Source organism: Streptomyces sp. NPDC007945 (genome assembly GCF_042958885.1).
Taxonomy (GTDB): domain Bacteria; phylum Actinomycetota; class Actinomycetes; order Streptomycetales; family Streptomycetaceae; genus Streptomyces.
Genome location: NZ_JBIBJV010000012.1, coordinates 117,421 through 134,473, shown reverse-complemented (window position 1 = coordinate 134,473; position 17,053 = coordinate 117,421). Strand labels below are relative to the sequence as shown.

The following is a 17,053-nucleotide window of genomic DNA, read 5'->3' as shown; positions in this document are numbered from 1 at the left end:
CCGCGTCAGGCCCGGGCGGTCAGTCGAACCAGCGGTCGCGGGCCAGTTCACCGGTGCGGGTGGGGTCCTCCAGGAGGGCGGCCACCTCGAAGCGGCGCGGCCACTGCCGGGTGGCCCAGGCCAGGGCCGCCGCCACGCCCTCCAGGGTGGCGGCGTGCAGGGTGCCGTCGGGCGTGAGGCGCCAGTCCAGTTCCGTGCCGCCCGCGCGGAGCTCCTCGTGCTCGACATAGGTCGCGGGGGTGGAGGGGCCGAGGAGGGCGAGCACCGGGGCCGGGACCTCGTGCACCTCCCCCTCCGTCGTCACCCGCGCCTCCACCGCCCCGCTGAGGCGGCGGACCTGGAAGAGCTCCGCGAGGTCGGCCGCCCGCGACGGGGAGACCGGCAGGAGCGGCAGGCCGGCGGTGAGCGGCAGGAGGTCGGGCGCGTCCGCGACCAGCGCCTCGGAGGCGTCCACGACCACCAGCTCGCCGTCCACCACCGCCCGCAGCTCGTCCGGCAGGGTCACCTCCTCGGGATCCAGGTCCGCGAGCGCCGTGTACAGGGCGTGCAGCTGGGCCGCGGTGACCTCGCGGGACGGGTCCGCGAGACGGGCGAGGAGCTCCGCCGCGCCGCCCGGCTCGTCGAGGAGCGCCGCCACGGAGGTGCGGACGCCCAGGGCCTGCAGCACCTGCTCGTCGTCGAAGCCGGTCGCGTCGGCGGAGTCGTACAGGCCGGCCAGCAGCGGGTCCGAGCCCTCCGCCCGCAGGCCCGCGGGCCGGCGCCCGCCGAGGACCGGGTGGTCGCGCAGCCACCACGCCGTGTACGGGCGGACCGTCCGCGTCGTGCCGTCCGGGAGGAGGACCCGTACGGGCTGGATCAGGGCGTCCCGGTACGGCGGCCGGGCGAGGAGCGCCAGCGCGTGCGGCCAGGCGTCGTCGTCGATCAGGTCCAGGTCCCGCACGGCCACGATCTCCGTCGCCACCGGCGGCACCGCGGACGACGGCAGCTGGTCGAGGACGTCCTCGCACCACACGTCGACCGCTTCGAGGAGCCCCGCGTCGTCCGACTCCGGGAAGTCGCCCGTCCGGGGCTCCAGGTCGTCCGGGTCGAGCACGAGATCGGTCGCCCGGACCAGCGCGAAGTCCGCGAGGACCCCGCAGGCGGCGAGCGGACGGGAGCCCCAGCGGTCGGCCAGCTCCGCGTCGACGAAGGCGAGTTCGCCCTCCCGCATGACCGCCGCGAACGGCGAGTGCGGCATGACGAGCTCGCCCGCGGGCGCGAGCTCGCCGTCCTCGTCGGGAAGGGCCAGCGCCCCGAGCCACGGCTCGTCACCGGGCTCCAGGTCCGCGTCCCGTACGAGACCGAGGACGACGTCCACCAGCTCGTCCGCGTCCAGCTCCGCCGCGTCCAGGTCCCACAGGTCGGCCGATTCGAGGGAGTGCGCGACCGCCGCCCGCACCTGCGGGGTCGTCAGGACGGCGTGCGGCGTCGCCGGAAGGGCCCCCAGCTTCTCCAGGAGCGGGTGGACGGCCTCCGGGTGCGCCACCTTCAGGCCGAGCCGCGACAGCCGCGCCGGGGTGCTCTCCTGCGGCAGCAGGACCTGGCGCGGCCCGATGACCGTCCGGCCCGAGTCCAGCGGCACCGGCAGGCCCGTCAGCCGGTCCGGGTCCACCCCGACGAGCGAGTCGTAGAGCCGCCGCCACCACTCCGGCGCCCGCTCCACGCCCGCGAGCCGGTCCACCGCCTCCGTCAGCGGCACCCGGCCCACCCCGAGCGTCCGCAGCTCCGGCCGGCGCTCCAGACCCGCCGGAAGCAGCCCCGGGAACACCTCGGCGAGCACCGCGACCGTCTCCGCGCCCGCGCCCTCGACGGCCTCCGCCTCGATCGGGCGCAGCGCCGGAAGGTCCTCCGTCGGCGCGGCCGGCGCGAGGAACGCGACCCGCGGCAGCCGCTCCAGGATCGCCTCGCGCAGCGCCCCGTCGAGCGGCCCCTTGCCGAGCGGGCCCGGTACGAGGTCGAGCGCGGCGTTCGTCACCGGCCGCCAGTCGGCGAGGAGTTCGGCGTACGCGTCGGCCGCCCGCCGCACCAGGAAGTCCGTCAGCGGCCCCGGCGCCGGGTGGCGGCGGGCCGTGTCCAGCGGCAGCGAGGCGATCAGCAGCGCGGGGATGCCGAGCGGCTCGTCGGTCGGCGTCGGCGCGTGCACCACGGGCGCGGTACGGGGGTGGCGGGGGGCGCCCGCCTCGTCCACGGGCACCGCCCAGGTGACCGACCAGTGCGGGCGGAGCCGCTCCTCGACCGGACGGTCGGCGAGCAGGCCCGGGTCGAGCGGGCCGGAGCGGCCGACGGTCCGCCAGCGGTTCGGGCCCTCGGCGGCCGAGTCCTCGATCCGCACGTACCCGTCCTCCTCGGAACGGGTCAGCGTGCGTACTCCGTCCGGGGTCTCCACCACGATCTCGGAGAGACCCGGAAGAGTGAGCAGCAGCGCGTCGTCGACGGAGGCGAGGAGCCGCTCGGTGAGGCCGAGCGCGGCGGCGTCCCGGAGCGGCAGGACGACGACCGTGTCGTACCCCTCCGGCGCGGTGCCCTCGGCGGGCATCGGCAGCCGCAGCAGCGGTACGTGGCCGTCCCTGCGGCGCAGTTCGTCGCCGAGGCCCGGGACGTGGCGGGCCACCTCGGCGGTCATCTCGCGGGCCTCCGCGAGGGACCAGCGGACGCCGCCGTGCCGGCCCAGGACGGCGGGCTCGTCGGAGACGGCGAGGACGGCGGCGAACCCGACGCCGAAGCGGCCGACGGCCGCCGCCGCGTCCCGCTCGGTGCGCTTCGCGGAGGCGCGGAGCGTGGACAGCGACTCGACGCCGGTCGCGTCGAGCGGGGCGCCGGTGTTGGCGGCGGCCAGCACGGCCGGGCCGTCGGCGTCCGCCGGACGCAGCGTCAGCCGGAGCCGCCCGGTCGTGCCGCCGCGGGCCGCGGCGTCGGCGGCGTTCTGCGCCAGCTCCACCACCAGGCGGTCGCGGTAGCCGCCCAGCGCGAGGTCCTCCTCGGCGTTCGCGTCCTCGCGGAAGCGGGCCGGTGAGGCGGTCCAGGCGTCCAGCACCCCTCTGCGGAGTCGCGCGGTGCCGAAGGGGTCGCTGCCGTCGGTCGTCGTCCTGACGGTGACGCTCACGTGTGACTCCACTCTGCTGTTTCCGGCCTTCGGTCCCGCGCCGAAGTTACCGCGCCCCGCGCCGGCCGCCGACGACCCCTCCGAGAACCCCCGCACCGTGGGAGCGGGCGCTCAGCGGGGCGACGGGGTACCCCCGGAACGGAGGCGGAGCCGAGGGCTAGGGGGAGGTGGGCACGCCTACGGCGTGCCCCACAGGTGCGGCGTTGAGGCGCGGAAACCCGGGCCCGGTGCGGGGCGCCGTTCCCGGTGCGGGCCCGGAGGTCCGGGGTCCGGCGGGGTTCGGGTCCGGTCAGGCGCGGCCGGCCGGACGCGCGTCCCGGCGGGGTGCGCGTCCCGGCGGGGCGGGGGTCAGGAGTGGCCCAGGTCCGCGGTGGTGGTGTCCTCGGGGAGGATGCTGCCGGAGTCCGTCGGGGGGCGGAGGGGGAAGGGGTCCACCGCCGTGGAGTCCAGGGCGGGCTCGGCCGGACGCGGAGGGGTCGGCATGACCGCCGCCTCCGAGTGCCCGCCGCAGCCGTACGCGAGCGAGACGACCCGCCCGTCCGCCGGCGACAGTTCGTTGGCGCAGAGGCCGAAGGCCTGGCTCAGCGAACCGGCCAGCGGGATCAGGAAGGCGCAGGACTGGCAGGTCGCGGGCGCCGCCTGGGCCATCGGGGTACGGGGCCCGAAGGACTCGTCCCAGCGGTCGGCGGCGAGCCGCAGCCCGTAGCGGGACAGGACGCGGGCCCGGCCCATGCCGAGCTCCTCGGCGACGGCCGCGATCGCACCGCGCGTCGGCGCCCGGTCCGTGATCTCGGCGTCCTCCACGTCGAGGTGGTCCGCGAGCTCGGAGGAGACGACGGAGTTCGGCGGCGGCGCGTCCTCGCCGGTGTAGCCGGGCTCCAGGCGCGGGTCGTCCTGCTCGGTGGGCAGGAGGTCGCCGGGCCCGAGGTCACCGGGCCGCAGCCGCTCGCTCCACGGCACCCATTCGGGCGCGAGGAGGGCGTCGGAGCCGGGCAGCAGGACGGTTTCGTCAAGCGTGACGTTCTTGGCGCGGGAGGCCCGGGTGACGGTGACGGCCCAGCGCCAGCCGCGGTATCCGGGCTCCTTGCACTCGAAGAAGTGCGTGACGACCCGGTCGCCCTCCGCGACGACACCGGAGTGTTCGCCGACGACGCCGGGGGCGGCGGCCTCCTCGGCCGCCTCCCGCGCGAGGTCTACGGCCTCGGCGCAGAGGCGGTCGGGGGCCGGGGTACGCGTAGCTCGCGGGGCACGGTCTCGCGTCGTCGCAGCACTCACAGGTCTCGCTTCTCTCCTACGCCGTCTCACGGGTGCGCCGGCCGAGGCTCGGGAGCGAGGCTCCGGGGGCGGGGCGGGCGGAGCGGACCTGGGGGCCGCATCGACGTCCGCACCCGACCGGACTCACATGTCTCGGGCGCACCTATCGTCATCCATTCTGCGGGATGCCGAAGGGGCGCGCGGCCGAGAGGAACCGCCGGTGGCGCGCTACGCACGCTACCCCGTTCGCGGGCCTGGGCCCACCTGCGCGCCCCAAGTGACCCGGATCCGTCCCGCGGGCACGGCCCCCGGGACCCGTGCCCGGGGCGGCGTCCGCGCCCGCGCCCGGCTCTCGCCGCCCCGGCGTGTCCCCGACACCCCGGGGCGTCCGCTCGGTTCGGGCGGCCCCGGGTTGGGGCACTATGAGGTGGTGGCAGCCGCACGGTCCTCCGGCCGATCCCACGATCGACCCGGGCCGCTCCGTCGAGTGGGCCGGGCGGTGGGGCGTGCCCTGCACCTGCCGTTCACGGGGACCGCGAAGGGCATCCGGCGGGCCACCCACGCGCACGGCGCGGGCGAGTCGGGCCTCGGGAAGCTGATCGAGCTGCACGCGGTCAACGGCGCCGGGGACGTGATGATCACCGTGGCGCTCGCGTCGACGGTGTTCTTCTCGGTGCCGACCGACGAGGCCCGCGGGCGCGTCGCGCTCTACCTCGCCATCACCATGCTGCCGTTCACGCTCCTCGCGCCCGTCGTCGGCCCGATCCTCGACCGGCTGCCGCACGGCCGGCGGGCGGCGATGGCGGCGGCGATGGTCACCCGGGCCGTGCTCGCCGTGCTGATGTCGGGCGCGGTCGCGACGGGCGGGATCGAGCTGTACCCGGCGGCGCTGGGCGTGCTCGTGGCGTCGAAGGCGTACGGAGTGGTGCGCAGCGCCGTGGTGCCCCGGCTGCTGCCCACGGGCTTCTCGCTGGTGAAGGCGAACTCGCGGGTGACGCTCGCCGGGCTGCTCGCGACCGGCGTCGCCGCGCCGATCGGGGCGGGGCTCCAGCTGGTCGGCCCGCGCTGGCCGCTCTTCGGGGCCTGCGCGCTGTTCCTGCTGGGGACGTACTGGGCGGTGCGGATGCCGCCCAAGGTGGACTCGGCGAAGGGCGAACGACGGGCGCACCTGCTGACGCACGGCGAGAAGAAGCCGAGTCTGCGGACGGTGGGTCCCGCGGTGCTCCACGGTCTCCAGGCGAACGCGGCGCAGCGGATGCTCTCCGGCTTCCTGATCTTCTTCCTGGCGTTCCTGCTGCGCGAGCATCCGCTGTCGGGGCAGTCGGCGGCGGTGTCCCTGGGGATCGTGGGCGTGGCGGCGGGCGTCGGGAACGCCTGCGGGACGGCGGCCGGCGGGCTGCTGCGGGACCGGGGCCACCGGCCGGAGGTGATCATCGCCACGATGATCTCCACCGTGCTCACGGCGGCGGTCTGCGCCGCCGTCTTCTTCGGCGGGGTGATGGTCGCGGTCCTGGGCGCGGTCGCGGGCCTCACGCAGGCCCTGTCGAAGCTGTCGCTCGACGCCCTGATCCAGCGGGACGTGCCGGAGGTCGTGCGGACCTCGGCGTTCGCCCGCTCCGAGACGGCGCTGCAGATGGCGTGGGTGGTGGGCGGCGCGCTCGGCATCGTGATGCCGCTGAACGGCACGGTGGGGATGGCGGCGGCCGCCTGCTTCCTGGCGATCGGCGCGCTCCTCGCCGTACGGGGCCTGCTGTCGTCCCGGGGCCCGGGCACCTCGGACCGGCCGCAGCGCGCGAAGGTCGCCTGAGGCGCCCCGGACGGAGGCGTATCGGCCCCGGGAGCGCGGCGCGCCGTACCCCCGCGCGTCGGTGGCGCGGCGGCCCGATAGCCTTCGGCTCATGACCGTTGCGTTCTTCTCCGGCTCGCGCCGCCGGGCCGCTGCCGCCCTCGGGGCCGTCTCCGCCGGGCTCCTCGTCCTCACCGCCTGCGAAAAGCCGACTCCGATCGCGACCGTCACGGTCGGGTCCGAATCGATCAACTCCGAGGCGGCCTGCTACAACGACGGCGACCCCATCAAGGAGTCCGACGTCCAGAAGTGCCTCAACAAGAAGGCCGAGAAGTCGATCACCGTCGCCATGGACGACAAGATCCGCTTCGGTGTGGACCCGTCGATCGCCGACAACGGCTGGACGATCTTCCTCGGCGGCCAGCAGGCCGAGCCGGAGCCGTACAAGAAGACGTACCGGACCATCCCGGCCAGCGCCTTCTTCTCCGCCCAGCAGAGCGGCGAGACCCCCGACGAGACCCAGGTGACGATCGTCGAGAACACCGGCAAGACGCTCACCGGCATCTGGCACTTCAAGCTGAAGAAGGAATCCTGATCCTCCGGTGTCCCACCGGATCCTGATCGTGACGGCCGTGGCGGCGGAGGCGGACTCCGTCGCCGGCGGCCTCACGGACGGCCCCGCACGCCCGGCCGGGGAGCTTCCCGTGCCGGGCGGCCTCGTGCTGCGCCGGTACGAGGTCCCGGACGGCCGTGACGGCCTCGACGTCCTCGTGGGGGGTGTGGGGCCCGCGGCCGTCGCCGCCGCGACCGGCGCCGCCCTGACCCGGGCCGCGCTCGCCGGCGAGCCGTACCGCCTCGTCGTCTCCGCCGGCATCGCCGGCGGCTTCCCCGGCCGCGCCCCGCTCGGCTCGCTCGTCGTCTCGGACGCGATCGTCGCCGCCGACCTGGGCGCCGACACGCCCGACGGCTACCTGCCCGTCGACGAGCTGGGCTTCGGCCGCTCCGTCCACCCCGTCCCGGACGCCCTCACCGAACCCGTCGCCGCCGCCCTCGCGGCAGCCGGGCTCCCGCACACCACCGGCGCCGTCCTCACCGTCTCCACCGTCACCGGCACCGCCGCCCGCGCCGACGAGCTCGCCGCCCGGCACCCGGGGGCCGCCGCCGAGGCCATGGAGGGCTTCGGGGTCGCCGAGGCCGCCGCCGCGCACGGCACCCCGGTCCTCGAACTCCGGGCCGTGTCGAACGCCGTCGGGCCCCGCGACCGCGCCGCCTGGCGCATCGGCGACGCCCTGGCCGCGCTGCGCCGGGCCGTGACCGTACTCGAACCCACCCTGTCGGAGGCCCGGCCGTGCAGCTGAAGATCGCCTACTCGCCCTGCCCCAACGACACCTTCGTCTTCGACGCCTGGGCCCACGGCCGCGTCCCCGGCGCCCCGCGCCTCGACGTCACCTTCGCCGACATCGACGTCACCAACGGCTGGGCGGAGGGCGGCACCGACGGCCACGACGTCCTGAAGGTCTCGTACGCCGTCCTGCCGTGGGTCCTCGACGAGTACGCGCTGCTGCCCTGCGGCGGGGCCCTCGGCCGCGGCTGCGGCCCGCTCGTCCTGACCCGCGAGCCCGGCCTCGACCTCCGGGGGAAGACGGTCGCGGTGCCGAGCGAGCGCTCGACCGCCTACCTCCTCTTCCGGCTGTGGGCGGCCGAGACCGTCCCCGGGGGCGTCGGCGAGGTCGTCGTGCTGCCGTTCCACGAGATCATGCCCGCCGTCCGGGACGGCAAGGTCGACGCCGGCCTCGTCATCCACGAGGCCCGCTTCACCTACGGGTCGTACGGACTCCACTGCCTCGCCGACATGGGTGAGCACTGGGAGTCCACCACCGGCCTGCCGATCCCGCTCGGCGCGATCGTCGCCCGCCGCTCGCTCGGCGCCGACACCCTGCGGCTCCTCGCCGACTCCGCCCGGCGCTCGGTGCGGATGGCCTGGGACGACCCGGCCGCCTCCCGGCCGTATGTCATGGAGCACGCGCAGGAGATGGACCCGAAGGTCGCCGACCAGCACATCGGCCTGTACGTGAACGAGTTCACCGCCGACCTCGGCGAGGACGGCTACGCGGCGGTCCGGGGCCTGCTCACGCGCGCCGCGGCCGAGGGGCTCGTACCGCCCCTCGGCCCGGACGCGCTGTCGTTCCCCTGACGGGACCGCGGATCAGACGTCGAGCTGGTCCGCGACCGCCCGCAGCAGGCCCGCGATCTTCTTGCCGGCCGCCTTGTCGGGGTACCGGCCGCGCTCCAGCATCGGCGTGATGTTCTCCAGGACCGTCGTCAGGTCCTGCACGATCGACGCCAGCTCGTCCGGCTTGCGCCGCTGCGCCGCCGCCACCGACGGCGTCGGGTCGAGGACCGTCACCGACAGCGCCTGGTCACCCCGCTGACCCGCGACCACACCGAACTCCACCCGCTGGCCCGGCTTCAGTGCGTCGACTCCGGCAGGGAGCACCGACGAGTGCACGAAGACGTCACCGCCGTCGTCACGGGAGAGAAAGCCGAAGCCCTTCTCGCTGTTGAACCATTTGACCTTGCCAGTCGGCAAAGCACACGCTCCCTCTGTCGGTACCGGACACTCCTGGGCGCCCGTGGAAATGCCCTGGAACACCTTACTGGGGACGTCCCCAGGCACAGTGAGGGTTAATCCCGCACTCGAACGGGTCAAGGTCCGACCTGGGAAAGGACCTGAGAACGGGCAGCGCGGTCCGGGAGAAGGTCGTCGGAATCGCCGTGTCGGAGGTTCCTGCGCCACGTGGCGTCCGGGGAGGTCAGGCGCTTGACGAGGATGCGCGCGAGGAGACGGACAGCGGTCTCGTCCTCCCTCACTCGGTGGACGTGCTCGGGGTGGGCGTACACGTCCCTCCCCGGGCCGCTGTTCCCCGCCTCGTGCCAGAGGAACACCGCGTCGGCCTCCTCCGTGATCACGCCCTCGCAGCCCCGGCAGAAGAAGAGCGCCCGACTCATGCCCGACCTCCGAGGTTCACGTAGTGGTCCATGAGCGCCATCACCGACCGCGCGAGCCGCTGGACGTGCCTCAGCGCCCAGCGGGAATCGGTCGGCACGGGGCGGGTCCTGAGCCGGCGGGAAGCCTCCTCGACACCCACCAGGGCACAGACGCGCGAAATATCCCCCTTCGGGTATCTGTCGGCTGCTGCGGTCACCCCGGGGATGACCAGCATGAGCATCCCCCGGAGGGCCTGGGTCAGACTGTCCAGTTCTTCCGGAGACAGAGTCTCCGCCCCTTCCCTGAGTACCCTTCGGGCCGTCTCCCGCATCCTCTGCACGTCGAGCGGGTCTGTCTGACCGGGGACCTGTTCCGCTGCGCTGCGGACGGTGGCGTTCACGTGTCGACTCCTTGGGGTAGGCCAGGCTCCGGGTGGCCTCCCATGCAATCGACCGGGTGGGCGCGCCGACAGGGACGCAGTGTCCCACTTTCGGCCCCTTAGCCGACGACTCCCAGAAATTCGGCCAATGACCTCAGCCCCGGTGGATGGTTGGGGAGCGACCACAGGTCACGCACGATCGCGACGGCCAGCGTGTGGTGCCGCATCCAGCTCGGGGCCACCTTACGCAGGGATTCCAGGGTCTTGACCGCGCTCGCCGCGTCCCCGATGTCCGTATGGGCACGGGCCACGTCCAGGAGCAGCCAGGTCCGCCAGGACGGCGGGGTGTCCTTGCTCAGTCGCACGCCCTTGGCGAGCGCCAGAGCGTCATCGGGATGGCCGTACTGGACGGCGAGACGCACCCGCTCGATGCGGACGGACGACGGGCTGAACACGCTCACCATGCGGCTGTCACCGCCCTCGGGAAGCTTGGAGACGCGCCCGGCCTCCTCCTCCGCATGGCCCATGAGGGCGGCCGCGCGATCGTAGTCCCCACTCCTCGCCGCCGACGTGGCGGCGCTCATCGTCAACCCACCCCACACCTTCAAACCGTCCGCGGTCTCGGTGAGACCCCCGCTCTTCATGTCGTCCGCAACGTGCAGGGCGATGGCCAGGGCGTCTTCGAGCCGTCCCTGCCGCTGGTACGTCCACGCCGTGGAGTTCACCAGCATGGGGAGGAGCAGAGGGTTCGACGACTGGACGGCGGCGTCCATGGCTCGTTCCAGGCTGATCAGCGCCAGGTCCGTCTTCCCCATCCGCACAGCCACGTGCCCGGCGAGCTGAAGCGCCTTACCCAAAGCGGCGTATCCTTCCTCCCGTTCCTCCCGGCCCGCGGAAGTCGTGACCGAACGGGCGTCGGAGATGAGGGCGGGCAGGGCATCCATGACCGCGTCGAACTCGGCTGCGTGATAACGGGTCCAGCCGTCCGCGATCCGCTCGCGCAGCGCGGCCAGGGAGAAGTCGGAAGCCGGCGGTGACGGCTCCGGGGCCGAGAGCGCGGGCATGACCGCACGCCGCACCGCCACGAACCTGGGACCATCGTTCTCCCCTTGGGACGAAACCGCCGGAGGGTCACCGAGCAGCGTCGTCAACTCCACTCCCAGCCCGTTTGCCAGGGCGTGCAGTGTGGGGAGTCGCGCCGAGTGCTTCCGTCTCTGCTCAAGCTGCCGGATCACGTCCACGGACACGTTCGAACGCTCTGACAGCTCTTCCTGCGTCAGGCCCGCGAGACGGCGCAGCCGACGCAGGGTCTTGCCGAGGTCTTCGGTCGTCACGCCGCCACCGTACGCCGGTGCCTTCCAGGCCTCAGGCGTATGCGTCTCGTTCGAGGTCCATGCTGCCCACGGGTCAAGTGGTGTCCACGAGTTCCTGGATCGAATAGGTGACCTTTCCTTGATGCGGTCGTTGATCTGATGACAACACCGCAGCCGAGGGGAGGGGTGGTGAGCCGGAAGCTGCCGTTGCACACAGGAGAGGCGGCCCGCACCGCTTGCGCCCGCGCCGTGCTCCGGTCGGGGGTGGTGGAGAGGACCGGCGAAGTCCTCGCTCCCGCCGTCCTCGCGGAACGTGTCGGTTGGTGTACCGACATGGTGGCCGGAATGGTCGGCGCCCTACTGTCCGAACACTGGAACGCCACTGACGTGGACGCGCTGGGTTCGGGGGTGGACGCGGACGGCCGCGGGCTGCCGTCGAAAGCCTGGATGGCTCTGCGCCGCCTGGGCTGGGTCGTCGCCCCGACCGGGGGCGTGAAGGTGAACGACCGGATCGTACGCATGGCACAGGAACACGCAGGGCGCGTGCTGCGGTCGGCGAAGTGGCGCGCGGATGTGACGGCCGGGGTCCTGGCAGCCTGGCCCGCGGATCCGGAGCGGCGCACGACCGCGGAGTGGGACCAGGTACGGGGCGCGATTCCCGGCGGGGAGCGGCTACAGACCAACGTGATCCGTTCCCGCACCCGCCAGATCGCCACCTACCTTCGCAGGCACGGGCATCTTCCCGTAAATGTGTTCGAGCTGGAACCCGCCCCGCGTACCCCCCACATGCTGGTGCTCGCCGCGTGCGACGGCCAGCAGGCCACGATCGAGCGCTCCGAGGACGGACATCGGGGACTGCTGCGCCTCCAGCTTCCGATCCGGCCGGATCCGCAGTCGTACGCGGACTGGGCCTGGGTGGCCTGCCTCATCGCGCTACCACCCACGATCCCCGCCGACGCCGTGCTCCATCTGCCCACCCTTCGCGCCGTGGACGGAAGAGTCCGAGTCGACCTCGCTTACGCCCACCCCGTACCGAGGCCGAAACGCTCCGGCCACACCGTCGCCCTCGGGGTGGACTGGGGTCTGAACACCCTTCTCAGCGCGGGCGCCGTCCGGCTGCACGACGACGGTCGGCTCACCGCCCTCGGGCCGGGCGGACAGTTCCGGGCAGGTGGTGTACTGGCCAAGCAGCACCGGCTCCGCCGCATCAGCGAACACCTCCGCTCCAAGACCGAACACTATGCGCGGCTCGCCGACCCCAGCGTGAACAGCAAGGCGGAACGGCTGGCGGAGGAGATCCGGCACGTCTCGCAACGCCGGTCGAACCTCAACGACGCCCTCGCCCGGTCCGCCGCCCGCTGGGCCGTCGACCAGGCGATCGCCGCCGGAGCCACGGTCATCTACCTGGAAGACCTGCGGTCGCTGGAGGCCAGGGGCATGGGCCGCACGATGAACACCCGCCTCTCCCAGACCGTACGCGGACAGGTCGCCCGGTGGACGCGGCACTTGGCCGCCGAGACCGGCATCGCCGTGGTCACCGTCCCCCCACGCAACACCTCCAGACACTGCCCCCATTGCCTCACAACCCTGCGCCACCGCAAAGCCCCCGACCGGCCTGGCGTGCCCGGCTGGAAATGGGCCCTCTGCCCCGGCTGCGGCTGGCAGGGCGACCGGGACCAGGGCGCCTGGCGCCGCATCGCCGCACGCGGCCTGGCCCACCAGACCAAGACCGTCACCGACCGCACCAGCGGACAGATGGTCATCCGTACGGTGGTCGACCGACTCGAAGCCGCAGCCGTCCTCACCACCATCCCCGAGACCGCCCGGTCGGACCGGTCCAAGACCGGCCCCACCCGGCCACGCACCGACCGCCCCGCGCCCAGGCGACGCGGGGTTCCCTCCCCGGCACGACCCACCGGTCACGCCAGCCAGCGTCCGGAGGGACACGCACCTACGGACCGGCGACGGCTGCCTCGCGCGGCCCACCGGCACCAGAGCGTGACCACGATCAGCACGCCCGCCAGCCGACACCGGTCGCGAGGAGCAGCGTTGGGGGCGGGTTTCCACCTTCACGCCCACGCCTCCCCGCCCAGGTGGGCGGCGCCCCAGGCGGGCCCGACGGTTCCTGCGGGATCGCCCGTCTGATCAGAGACGCTAATGCTCCGCGCGTCCGTGACAAGACGCCGCCGAAGTCTTCCTCCGGCCAGGGAACTACCCTGGCCGGATGAGCAGTGAAACCCCTACAGGACCGGTGGCCGGCTCGGTGGACGATTCCGCGCCGGGTGACGGGCTCGTCAAGGCGGGTGTCGTCGTCTTCGCGATCGGGGCGGTCGCGACGCTGGTCACCGTGGCTCCGCTCTTCCTCGGGACGGACCCCTTCCCGACCGTCGCCTACCTGGTGTCGATGCTGATGGGCGTCGGTTTCGCGCTCGCCGCCGCCGGGGTGCTCCGGTCGGTCGCGGCGCAGCGGCGGCAGGCCCGGCGGGGCCGGCAGGCGGTCTAGCGGGCGGTCTCCGCCACGTACGCCTTCCACCAGGCGCGGAAGTCCGTCAGGTCCCCGAGGACCACGTCGGCGCCCGCCTCGCGGAGCTCCTCGGGGCTGCACGGGCCGGTCGCCACGGCCACCGAGAGGGCGCCCGCGGCCTTCGCGCCGCGGACGTCGCCGACGTGGTCGCCGACGTACACCGAGGCGCCGTACTCGCGCAGCGCCTCCGCCTTGGCCTCGGCGAAGAGGCGGCCGGCGACGGCGTCCGGCTCGATGCCGAGGTGGGCGAAGTGGCGGTGGGCGTCGGGGGCGTTCTTGGCGGTGACGACGACGGTGCGGCCGCCGGCCTCGCGGACCGCGTCGAGGGCGTCGCGGGCGCCCGGCATCGGAACCGTGGGCTCGATCGCGTACTCGGGGTACAGGGCGCGGTAGCGGGCGGTCATCTCGGTGACCTGCTCGGCGGGCACCCAGTGGGCCATCTCGTGCTCCAGCGGCGGGCCGAGCCGGGTGACGACGAGGTCGGCGTCGACCTCGACGCCGTACTTCTCCGCGAAGGCGAGGAAGGTCGCCTTGATGCCGGGGCGGGTGTCGAGGAGGGTCAGGTCGAGGTCGAAGCCGACCGTCAGGGGGCCTGCGGAAACGTTCGTCGTCATGGGGGACATTGTGCCCGGATGTTCGAATAGGGCGGCTGCTTAGACTGAGCCAAGCCTTACCGAACCTCCTTCTCGCCCGATGGGTGCCCATGACAGCCGCTTTCCGTTCCAGACGGGTCCTCGCGACCTCGGCGGCCGTCGTCGCCCTGCTGCTCGCCGTCCTCCTCAGCCTCGCCGTCGGCGCCAGGGCCATCGCCCCCGGCACCGTCCTCGACGCGCTCCTGGGCACCGGCACCGGCGACGACGCCGACGTGGTGCGCCAGCTCCGGGTGCCCCGGACCGTCATCGGCCTGATGGTCGGCGCCGCCCTCGCGCTCGCCGGCACCGCCCTCCAGGGCATCACCCGCAACCCGATCGCCGACCCCGGCATCCTCGGCATCAGCCAGGGGTCCTCCGTGGCCGTCGTCCTCGCCATCGCCTTCCTCGGCGTGCACAGCCTCTCCGGCTACGTGTGGTTCGCCTTCGTGGGCGCCGCGCTCGCCTCCGTCGCCGTGTACGCGATCGCCTCCAGCGGCCGCGGCGGCGCCACCCCGGTGAAGCTGGCCCTCGGCGGCGCGGCGATCAACGCGCTGCTGCTGTCGGTGACGACCGGCGTGCTGACGACGAAGGCGGCGGCGCTCGACGAGTTCCGGTTCTGGCAGACCGGCTCCCTCGACGGGCGGGACGCGGCCACGATCACGCAGATCTGGCCGTTCCTGCTGATCGGCGCCGTGCTGGTGCTCTCCGTGGCGCGCGGTCTGGACGCGCTGGCGCTCGGCGAGGACGTCGCCAAGGGGCTCGGGCAGAAGGTCGCCACCGTCCGGATCGTCGGCGGGCTCGGCGCGACCGTCCTCACCGGCGCGGCCGTCGCCGCCGCCGGACCCATCGCCTTCGTCGGCCTCGCCGTCCCGCACATCGCCCGTGCCGTCGTCGGCTCCGACCACCGGTGGGTGCTGCCGATGGCCGCGCTGATCGGCCCGGTGATGGTGCTCGTCGCGGACGTGGCCGGCCGGATCGTCTTCCCGCCGGGCGAGGTGCCCGCGGGCGTCATGACGGCCCTCATCGGCGTGCCGTTCCTCGTGACGCTGGTGCGCCGGAAGGCGGTGCCGGCGTGAGCGCCCTCCTGAAGAACGCCCCCGGCGCGCCCGGCGCGCCGGTCGCCCCCGCCCCGCCCGCCGGTCCCGCGCGGCCCGCCGGGTACGGGCTCCTCCGGCTCGGGCCCGCCTCCTTCCTCGTGCACCGGCGGTCGGTGCTCGCCGCCGCCGTGCTCCTCCTGCTGCTCGCGGCGGTCTCCGTCGCGTACCTCTGCGTCGGCGAGAAGACCTTCTCCCCCGGCGAGGTCCTCACCGTCCTCACCGGCGGCGACTCGCCCGCCGCGTTCGTCGTCGAGGAGCTCCGCGAGCCGCGGCTCGTCACCGCGCTCGCCGTCGGCGCCGCCTTCGGGATCGCCGGCGCGCTCATCCAGACCGTGGCCCGCAACCCGCTCGCCTCGCCCGACATCATCGGCATCAGCCAGGGCGCGGGCGCGGTCACCGTCGCCGCGATGACCTTCGGCCTCGCCTCGTACACGGTGCTGCCGTACCTGTCGATCGCCGGCGGCGTCCTCGCCGCCGCCCTCGTGTACGCCTTCGCCTGGCGCGGCGGGCTGCACGCCACCCGCTTCGTCCTCATCGGCATCGGCATCGCGATCGCGCTCCGCTCGCTGATCACCCTCTTCATGACCAAGGGCGACTACCTCGTCGCCCAGCAGGCGCAGATCTGGATGACCGGCTCGCTGAACGGGCGCGGCTGGGAGGAGTCGGCGCCGGTCCGCTGGACGCTGCTGCTGATGCTGCCCGCCGTGCTGTGGGCGGCCCGCGCCCAGCGGACCGTCTCCCTCGACGACGCCACGGCGACCGCGCTCGGCGTCCGGCTCGGGCGGGTGCGGCTCGGTCTCGTCGCGGTGGGCGTGGTCCTCGCGTCCGTGGCGACCGGGGTCGCCGGGCCCGTCGACTTCGTGGCGCTGCTCGCCCCGCAGATCGCCCGCCGGGTGACGCGCACGGCGCAGATCCCGCTGCTCGGCTCGGCGCTGCTCGGCGCGCTGGTCGTGGTCGCCGCCGACCTGATCGGACGGCGGCTGTTCTCCCCGGTGGAACTTCCGGTGGGTGTCCTCACGGCGGCGGTCGGCGCCCCGTATCTGATCTGGCTCATCGTCCGGAGCCGTACGGGAGGGAAGGCATGAGCGCGGAGACGAGTACGGGTACGGGTGTGGGGCCGGGGCCGGGCGCGGCGGTCGGCGGCAGGCTCGCCGCGCGGGGGCTGACCCTCGCCTACGAGAGCCGGACGGTCGTCGAGGACCTCGACCTGGTGGTCCCCGACGGCCGGGTGACCGTCATCGTCGGGCCCAACGCCTGCGGCAAGTCGACGACCCTGCGGGCGCTCGGCCGGCTCCTGAAGCCGGTGCGGGGCGCGGTGCTGCTCGACGGCGAGGAGCTGGCGAAGCTGCCGACGAAGCGGATCGCCCGCTCGATCGGCCTGCTGCCGCAGACGCCCGTCGCCCCCGAGGCGATCACGGTCGCGGACCTCGTCGCGCGCGGCCGCCAGCCCCACCAGGCGTGGTGGAAGCAGTGGTCCGAGGAGGACGAGCGGGCGGTGACGGAGGCGATGGCCCGCACGGACGTCGCCGCCCTCGCCGACCGCTCGGTCGACGAACTCTCCGGCGGCCAGCGGCAGCGCGTCTGGATCGCGATGGCCCTGGCGCAGGAGACGGACCTGCTGCTCCTCGACGAGCCGACCACCTACCTGGACATCGCGCACCAGGTGGAGGTCCTGGACCTGGTGCGCCGCCTCAACCGGGCGCGCGGCCGGACGGTCGTCCTCGTCCTCCACGACCTGAACCAGGCCGCGCGGTACGCCGACCACCTCATCGCCATGAAGGCGGGCCGGGTGGTGGCGCAGGGACCCCCGTCGGAGATCGTCACCGAGGCGATGGTCCGCGACGTCTTCGGCCTCCCGTCCGTCGTCGTCCCCGACCCGGTGACGGGGTCGCCGCTGGTGGTGCCGGGGGCTCCGTGGGAGGAGTCGTAGGCGGACG

16 protein-coding genes are annotated in these 17,053 nt (G+C 74.1%); 9 read left to right on the top strand and 7 right to left on the bottom strand.

All coding sequences use genetic code 11. From position 1 onward, the window contains the following. Nucleotides 1–19: 19 nt before the first annotated feature. Together ACFZCF_RS29310 and ACFZCF_RS29305 are read right to left on the bottom strand one after the other, a co-directional pair. Complete coding sequence (locus ACFZCF_RS29310; protein ID WP_391289937.1) at nt 20–3,154, bottom strand: sacsin N-terminal ATP-binding-like domain-containing protein; 3,135 nt, start codon at nt 3,152–3,154, stop codon at nt 20–22. A gap of 336 nt (nt 3,155–3,490) precedes the next feature. Continuing rightward, nucleotides 3,491–4,417, bottom strand: a complete 927-nt coding sequence (locus ACFZCF_RS29305) for a DUF3027 domain-containing protein (protein WP_391289935.1) — start codon at nt 4,415–4,417, stop codon at nt 3,491–3,493. Between the two features lie 409 nt (nt 4,418–4,826). On the opposite strand from ACFZCF_RS29305, the gene ACFZCF_RS29300 reads away from it, so the two are divergent. The 4 genes from ACFZCF_RS29300 (at nt 4,827) to ACFZCF_RS29285 (ending at nt 8,376) form a co-directional block, all read left to right on the top strand. Next, on the top strand, nt 4,827–6,203 hold the full coding sequence (locus tag ACFZCF_RS29300; RefSeq protein ID WP_388438378.1) for an MFS transporter: 1,377 nt from the start codon (nt 4,827–4,829) through the stop codon (nt 6,201–6,203). 91 nt (nt 6,204–6,294) lie between these two features. Then, a complete protein-coding gene (locus ACFZCF_RS29295; RefSeq protein WP_388438381.1) occupies nt 6,295–6,777 on the top strand; it encodes a DUF2771 domain-containing protein in 483 nt (160 codons plus the stop codon). A gap of 7 nt (nt 6,778–6,784) precedes the next feature. Next, nucleotides 6,785–7,540 (top strand): futalosine hydrolase, encoded by a 756-nt coding sequence (locus ACFZCF_RS29290; RefSeq protein WP_391289932.1) that lies wholly within the window; start codon nt 6,785–6,787, stop codon nt 7,538–7,540. Then, nucleotides 7,531–8,376, top strand: coding sequence for an MqnA/MqnD/SBP family protein (locus ACFZCF_RS29285; RefSeq protein ID WP_391289931.1), 846 nt, complete (start codon nt 7,531–7,533; stop codon nt 8,374–8,376). The genes ACFZCF_RS29290 and ACFZCF_RS29285 overlap by 10 nt, the downstream gene beginning before the upstream one ends. A 12-nt stretch (nt 8,377–8,388) precedes the next feature. On the opposite strand, the gene ACFZCF_RS29280 is transcribed toward ACFZCF_RS29285, so the two are convergent. The 4 genes from ACFZCF_RS29280 to ACFZCF_RS29265 form a co-directional block, all read right to left on the bottom strand. After that, complete coding sequence (locus ACFZCF_RS29280; RefSeq protein ID WP_359530043.1) at nt 8,389–8,772, bottom strand: cold-shock protein; 384 nt, start codon at nt 8,770–8,772, stop codon at nt 8,389–8,391. A gap of 116 nt (nt 8,773–8,888) precedes the next feature. Continuing rightward, nucleotides 8,889–9,152 (bottom strand): hypothetical protein, encoded by a 264-nt coding sequence (locus ACFZCF_RS29275; protein ID WP_391289930.1) that lies wholly within the window; start codon nt 9,150–9,152, stop codon nt 8,889–8,891. Nucleotides 9,153–9,187: 35 nt separating this feature from the next. After that, nucleotides 9,188–9,571: a DUF6415 family natural product biosynthesis protein gene (locus ACFZCF_RS29270; RefSeq protein WP_391289929.1), complete on the bottom strand. Its 384-nt coding sequence runs from the start codon at nt 9,569–9,571 to the stop codon at nt 9,188–9,190. 98 nt (nt 9,572–9,669) lie between these two features. Next, nucleotides 9,670–10,884, bottom strand: a complete 1,215-nt coding sequence (locus tag ACFZCF_RS29265; protein ID WP_391289928.1) for a helix-turn-helix domain-containing protein — start codon at nt 10,882–10,884, stop codon at nt 9,670–9,672. A gap of 324 nt (nt 10,885–11,208) precedes the next feature. Between ACFZCF_RS29265 and ACFZCF_RS29260 the strand changes: the two genes are divergently transcribed. Together ACFZCF_RS29260 and ACFZCF_RS29255 are read left to right on the top strand one after the other, a co-directional pair. Further along, nucleotides 11,209–13,008 (top strand): zinc ribbon domain-containing protein, encoded by a 1,800-nt coding sequence (locus tag ACFZCF_RS29260; protein WP_391289927.1) that lies wholly within the window; start codon nt 11,209–11,211, stop codon nt 13,006–13,008. Between the two features lie 79 nt (nt 13,009–13,087). Beyond that, on the top strand, nt 13,088–13,366 hold the full coding sequence (locus ACFZCF_RS29255) for a hypothetical protein (protein ID WP_388438405.1): 279 nt from the start codon (nt 13,088–13,090) through the stop codon (nt 13,364–13,366). On the opposite strand, the gene ACFZCF_RS29250 is transcribed toward ACFZCF_RS29255, so the two are convergent. Then, nucleotides 13,363–14,010: an HAD hydrolase-like protein gene (locus ACFZCF_RS29250; RefSeq protein ID WP_391289924.1), complete on the bottom strand. Its 648-nt coding sequence runs from the start codon at nt 14,008–14,010 to the stop codon at nt 13,363–13,365. The genes ACFZCF_RS29255 and ACFZCF_RS29250 overlap by 4 nt on opposite strands. Nucleotides 14,011–14,090: 80 nt before the next feature. Here ACFZCF_RS29250 and ACFZCF_RS29245 point away from each other — a divergent pair, with 80 nt between their 5' ends. The 3 genes from ACFZCF_RS29245 to ACFZCF_RS29235 are packed head-to-tail and all read left to right on the top strand — an operon-like array spanning nt 14,091 to nt 17,046. Beyond that, on the top strand, nt 14,091–15,095 hold the full coding sequence (locus ACFZCF_RS29245; protein WP_388438410.1) for a FecCD family ABC transporter permease: 1,005 nt from the start codon (nt 14,091–14,093) through the stop codon (nt 15,093–15,095). Then, a complete protein-coding gene (locus tag ACFZCF_RS29240; RefSeq protein WP_388438413.1) occupies nt 15,092–16,201 on the top strand; it encodes a FecCD family ABC transporter permease in 1,110 nt (369 codons plus the stop codon). The genes ACFZCF_RS29245 and ACFZCF_RS29240 overlap by 4 nt, the downstream gene beginning before the upstream one ends. Beyond that, the gene (locus ACFZCF_RS29235) at nt 16,198–17,046 is read left to right on the top strand and encodes an ABC transporter ATP-binding protein (protein WP_388438416.1); all 849 of its coding nucleotides are present in this window, start codon (nt 16,198–16,200) and stop codon (nt 17,044–17,046) included. The genes ACFZCF_RS29240 and ACFZCF_RS29235 overlap by 4 nt, the downstream gene beginning before the upstream one ends. Nucleotides 17,047–17,053 lie beyond the last annotated feature (7 nt).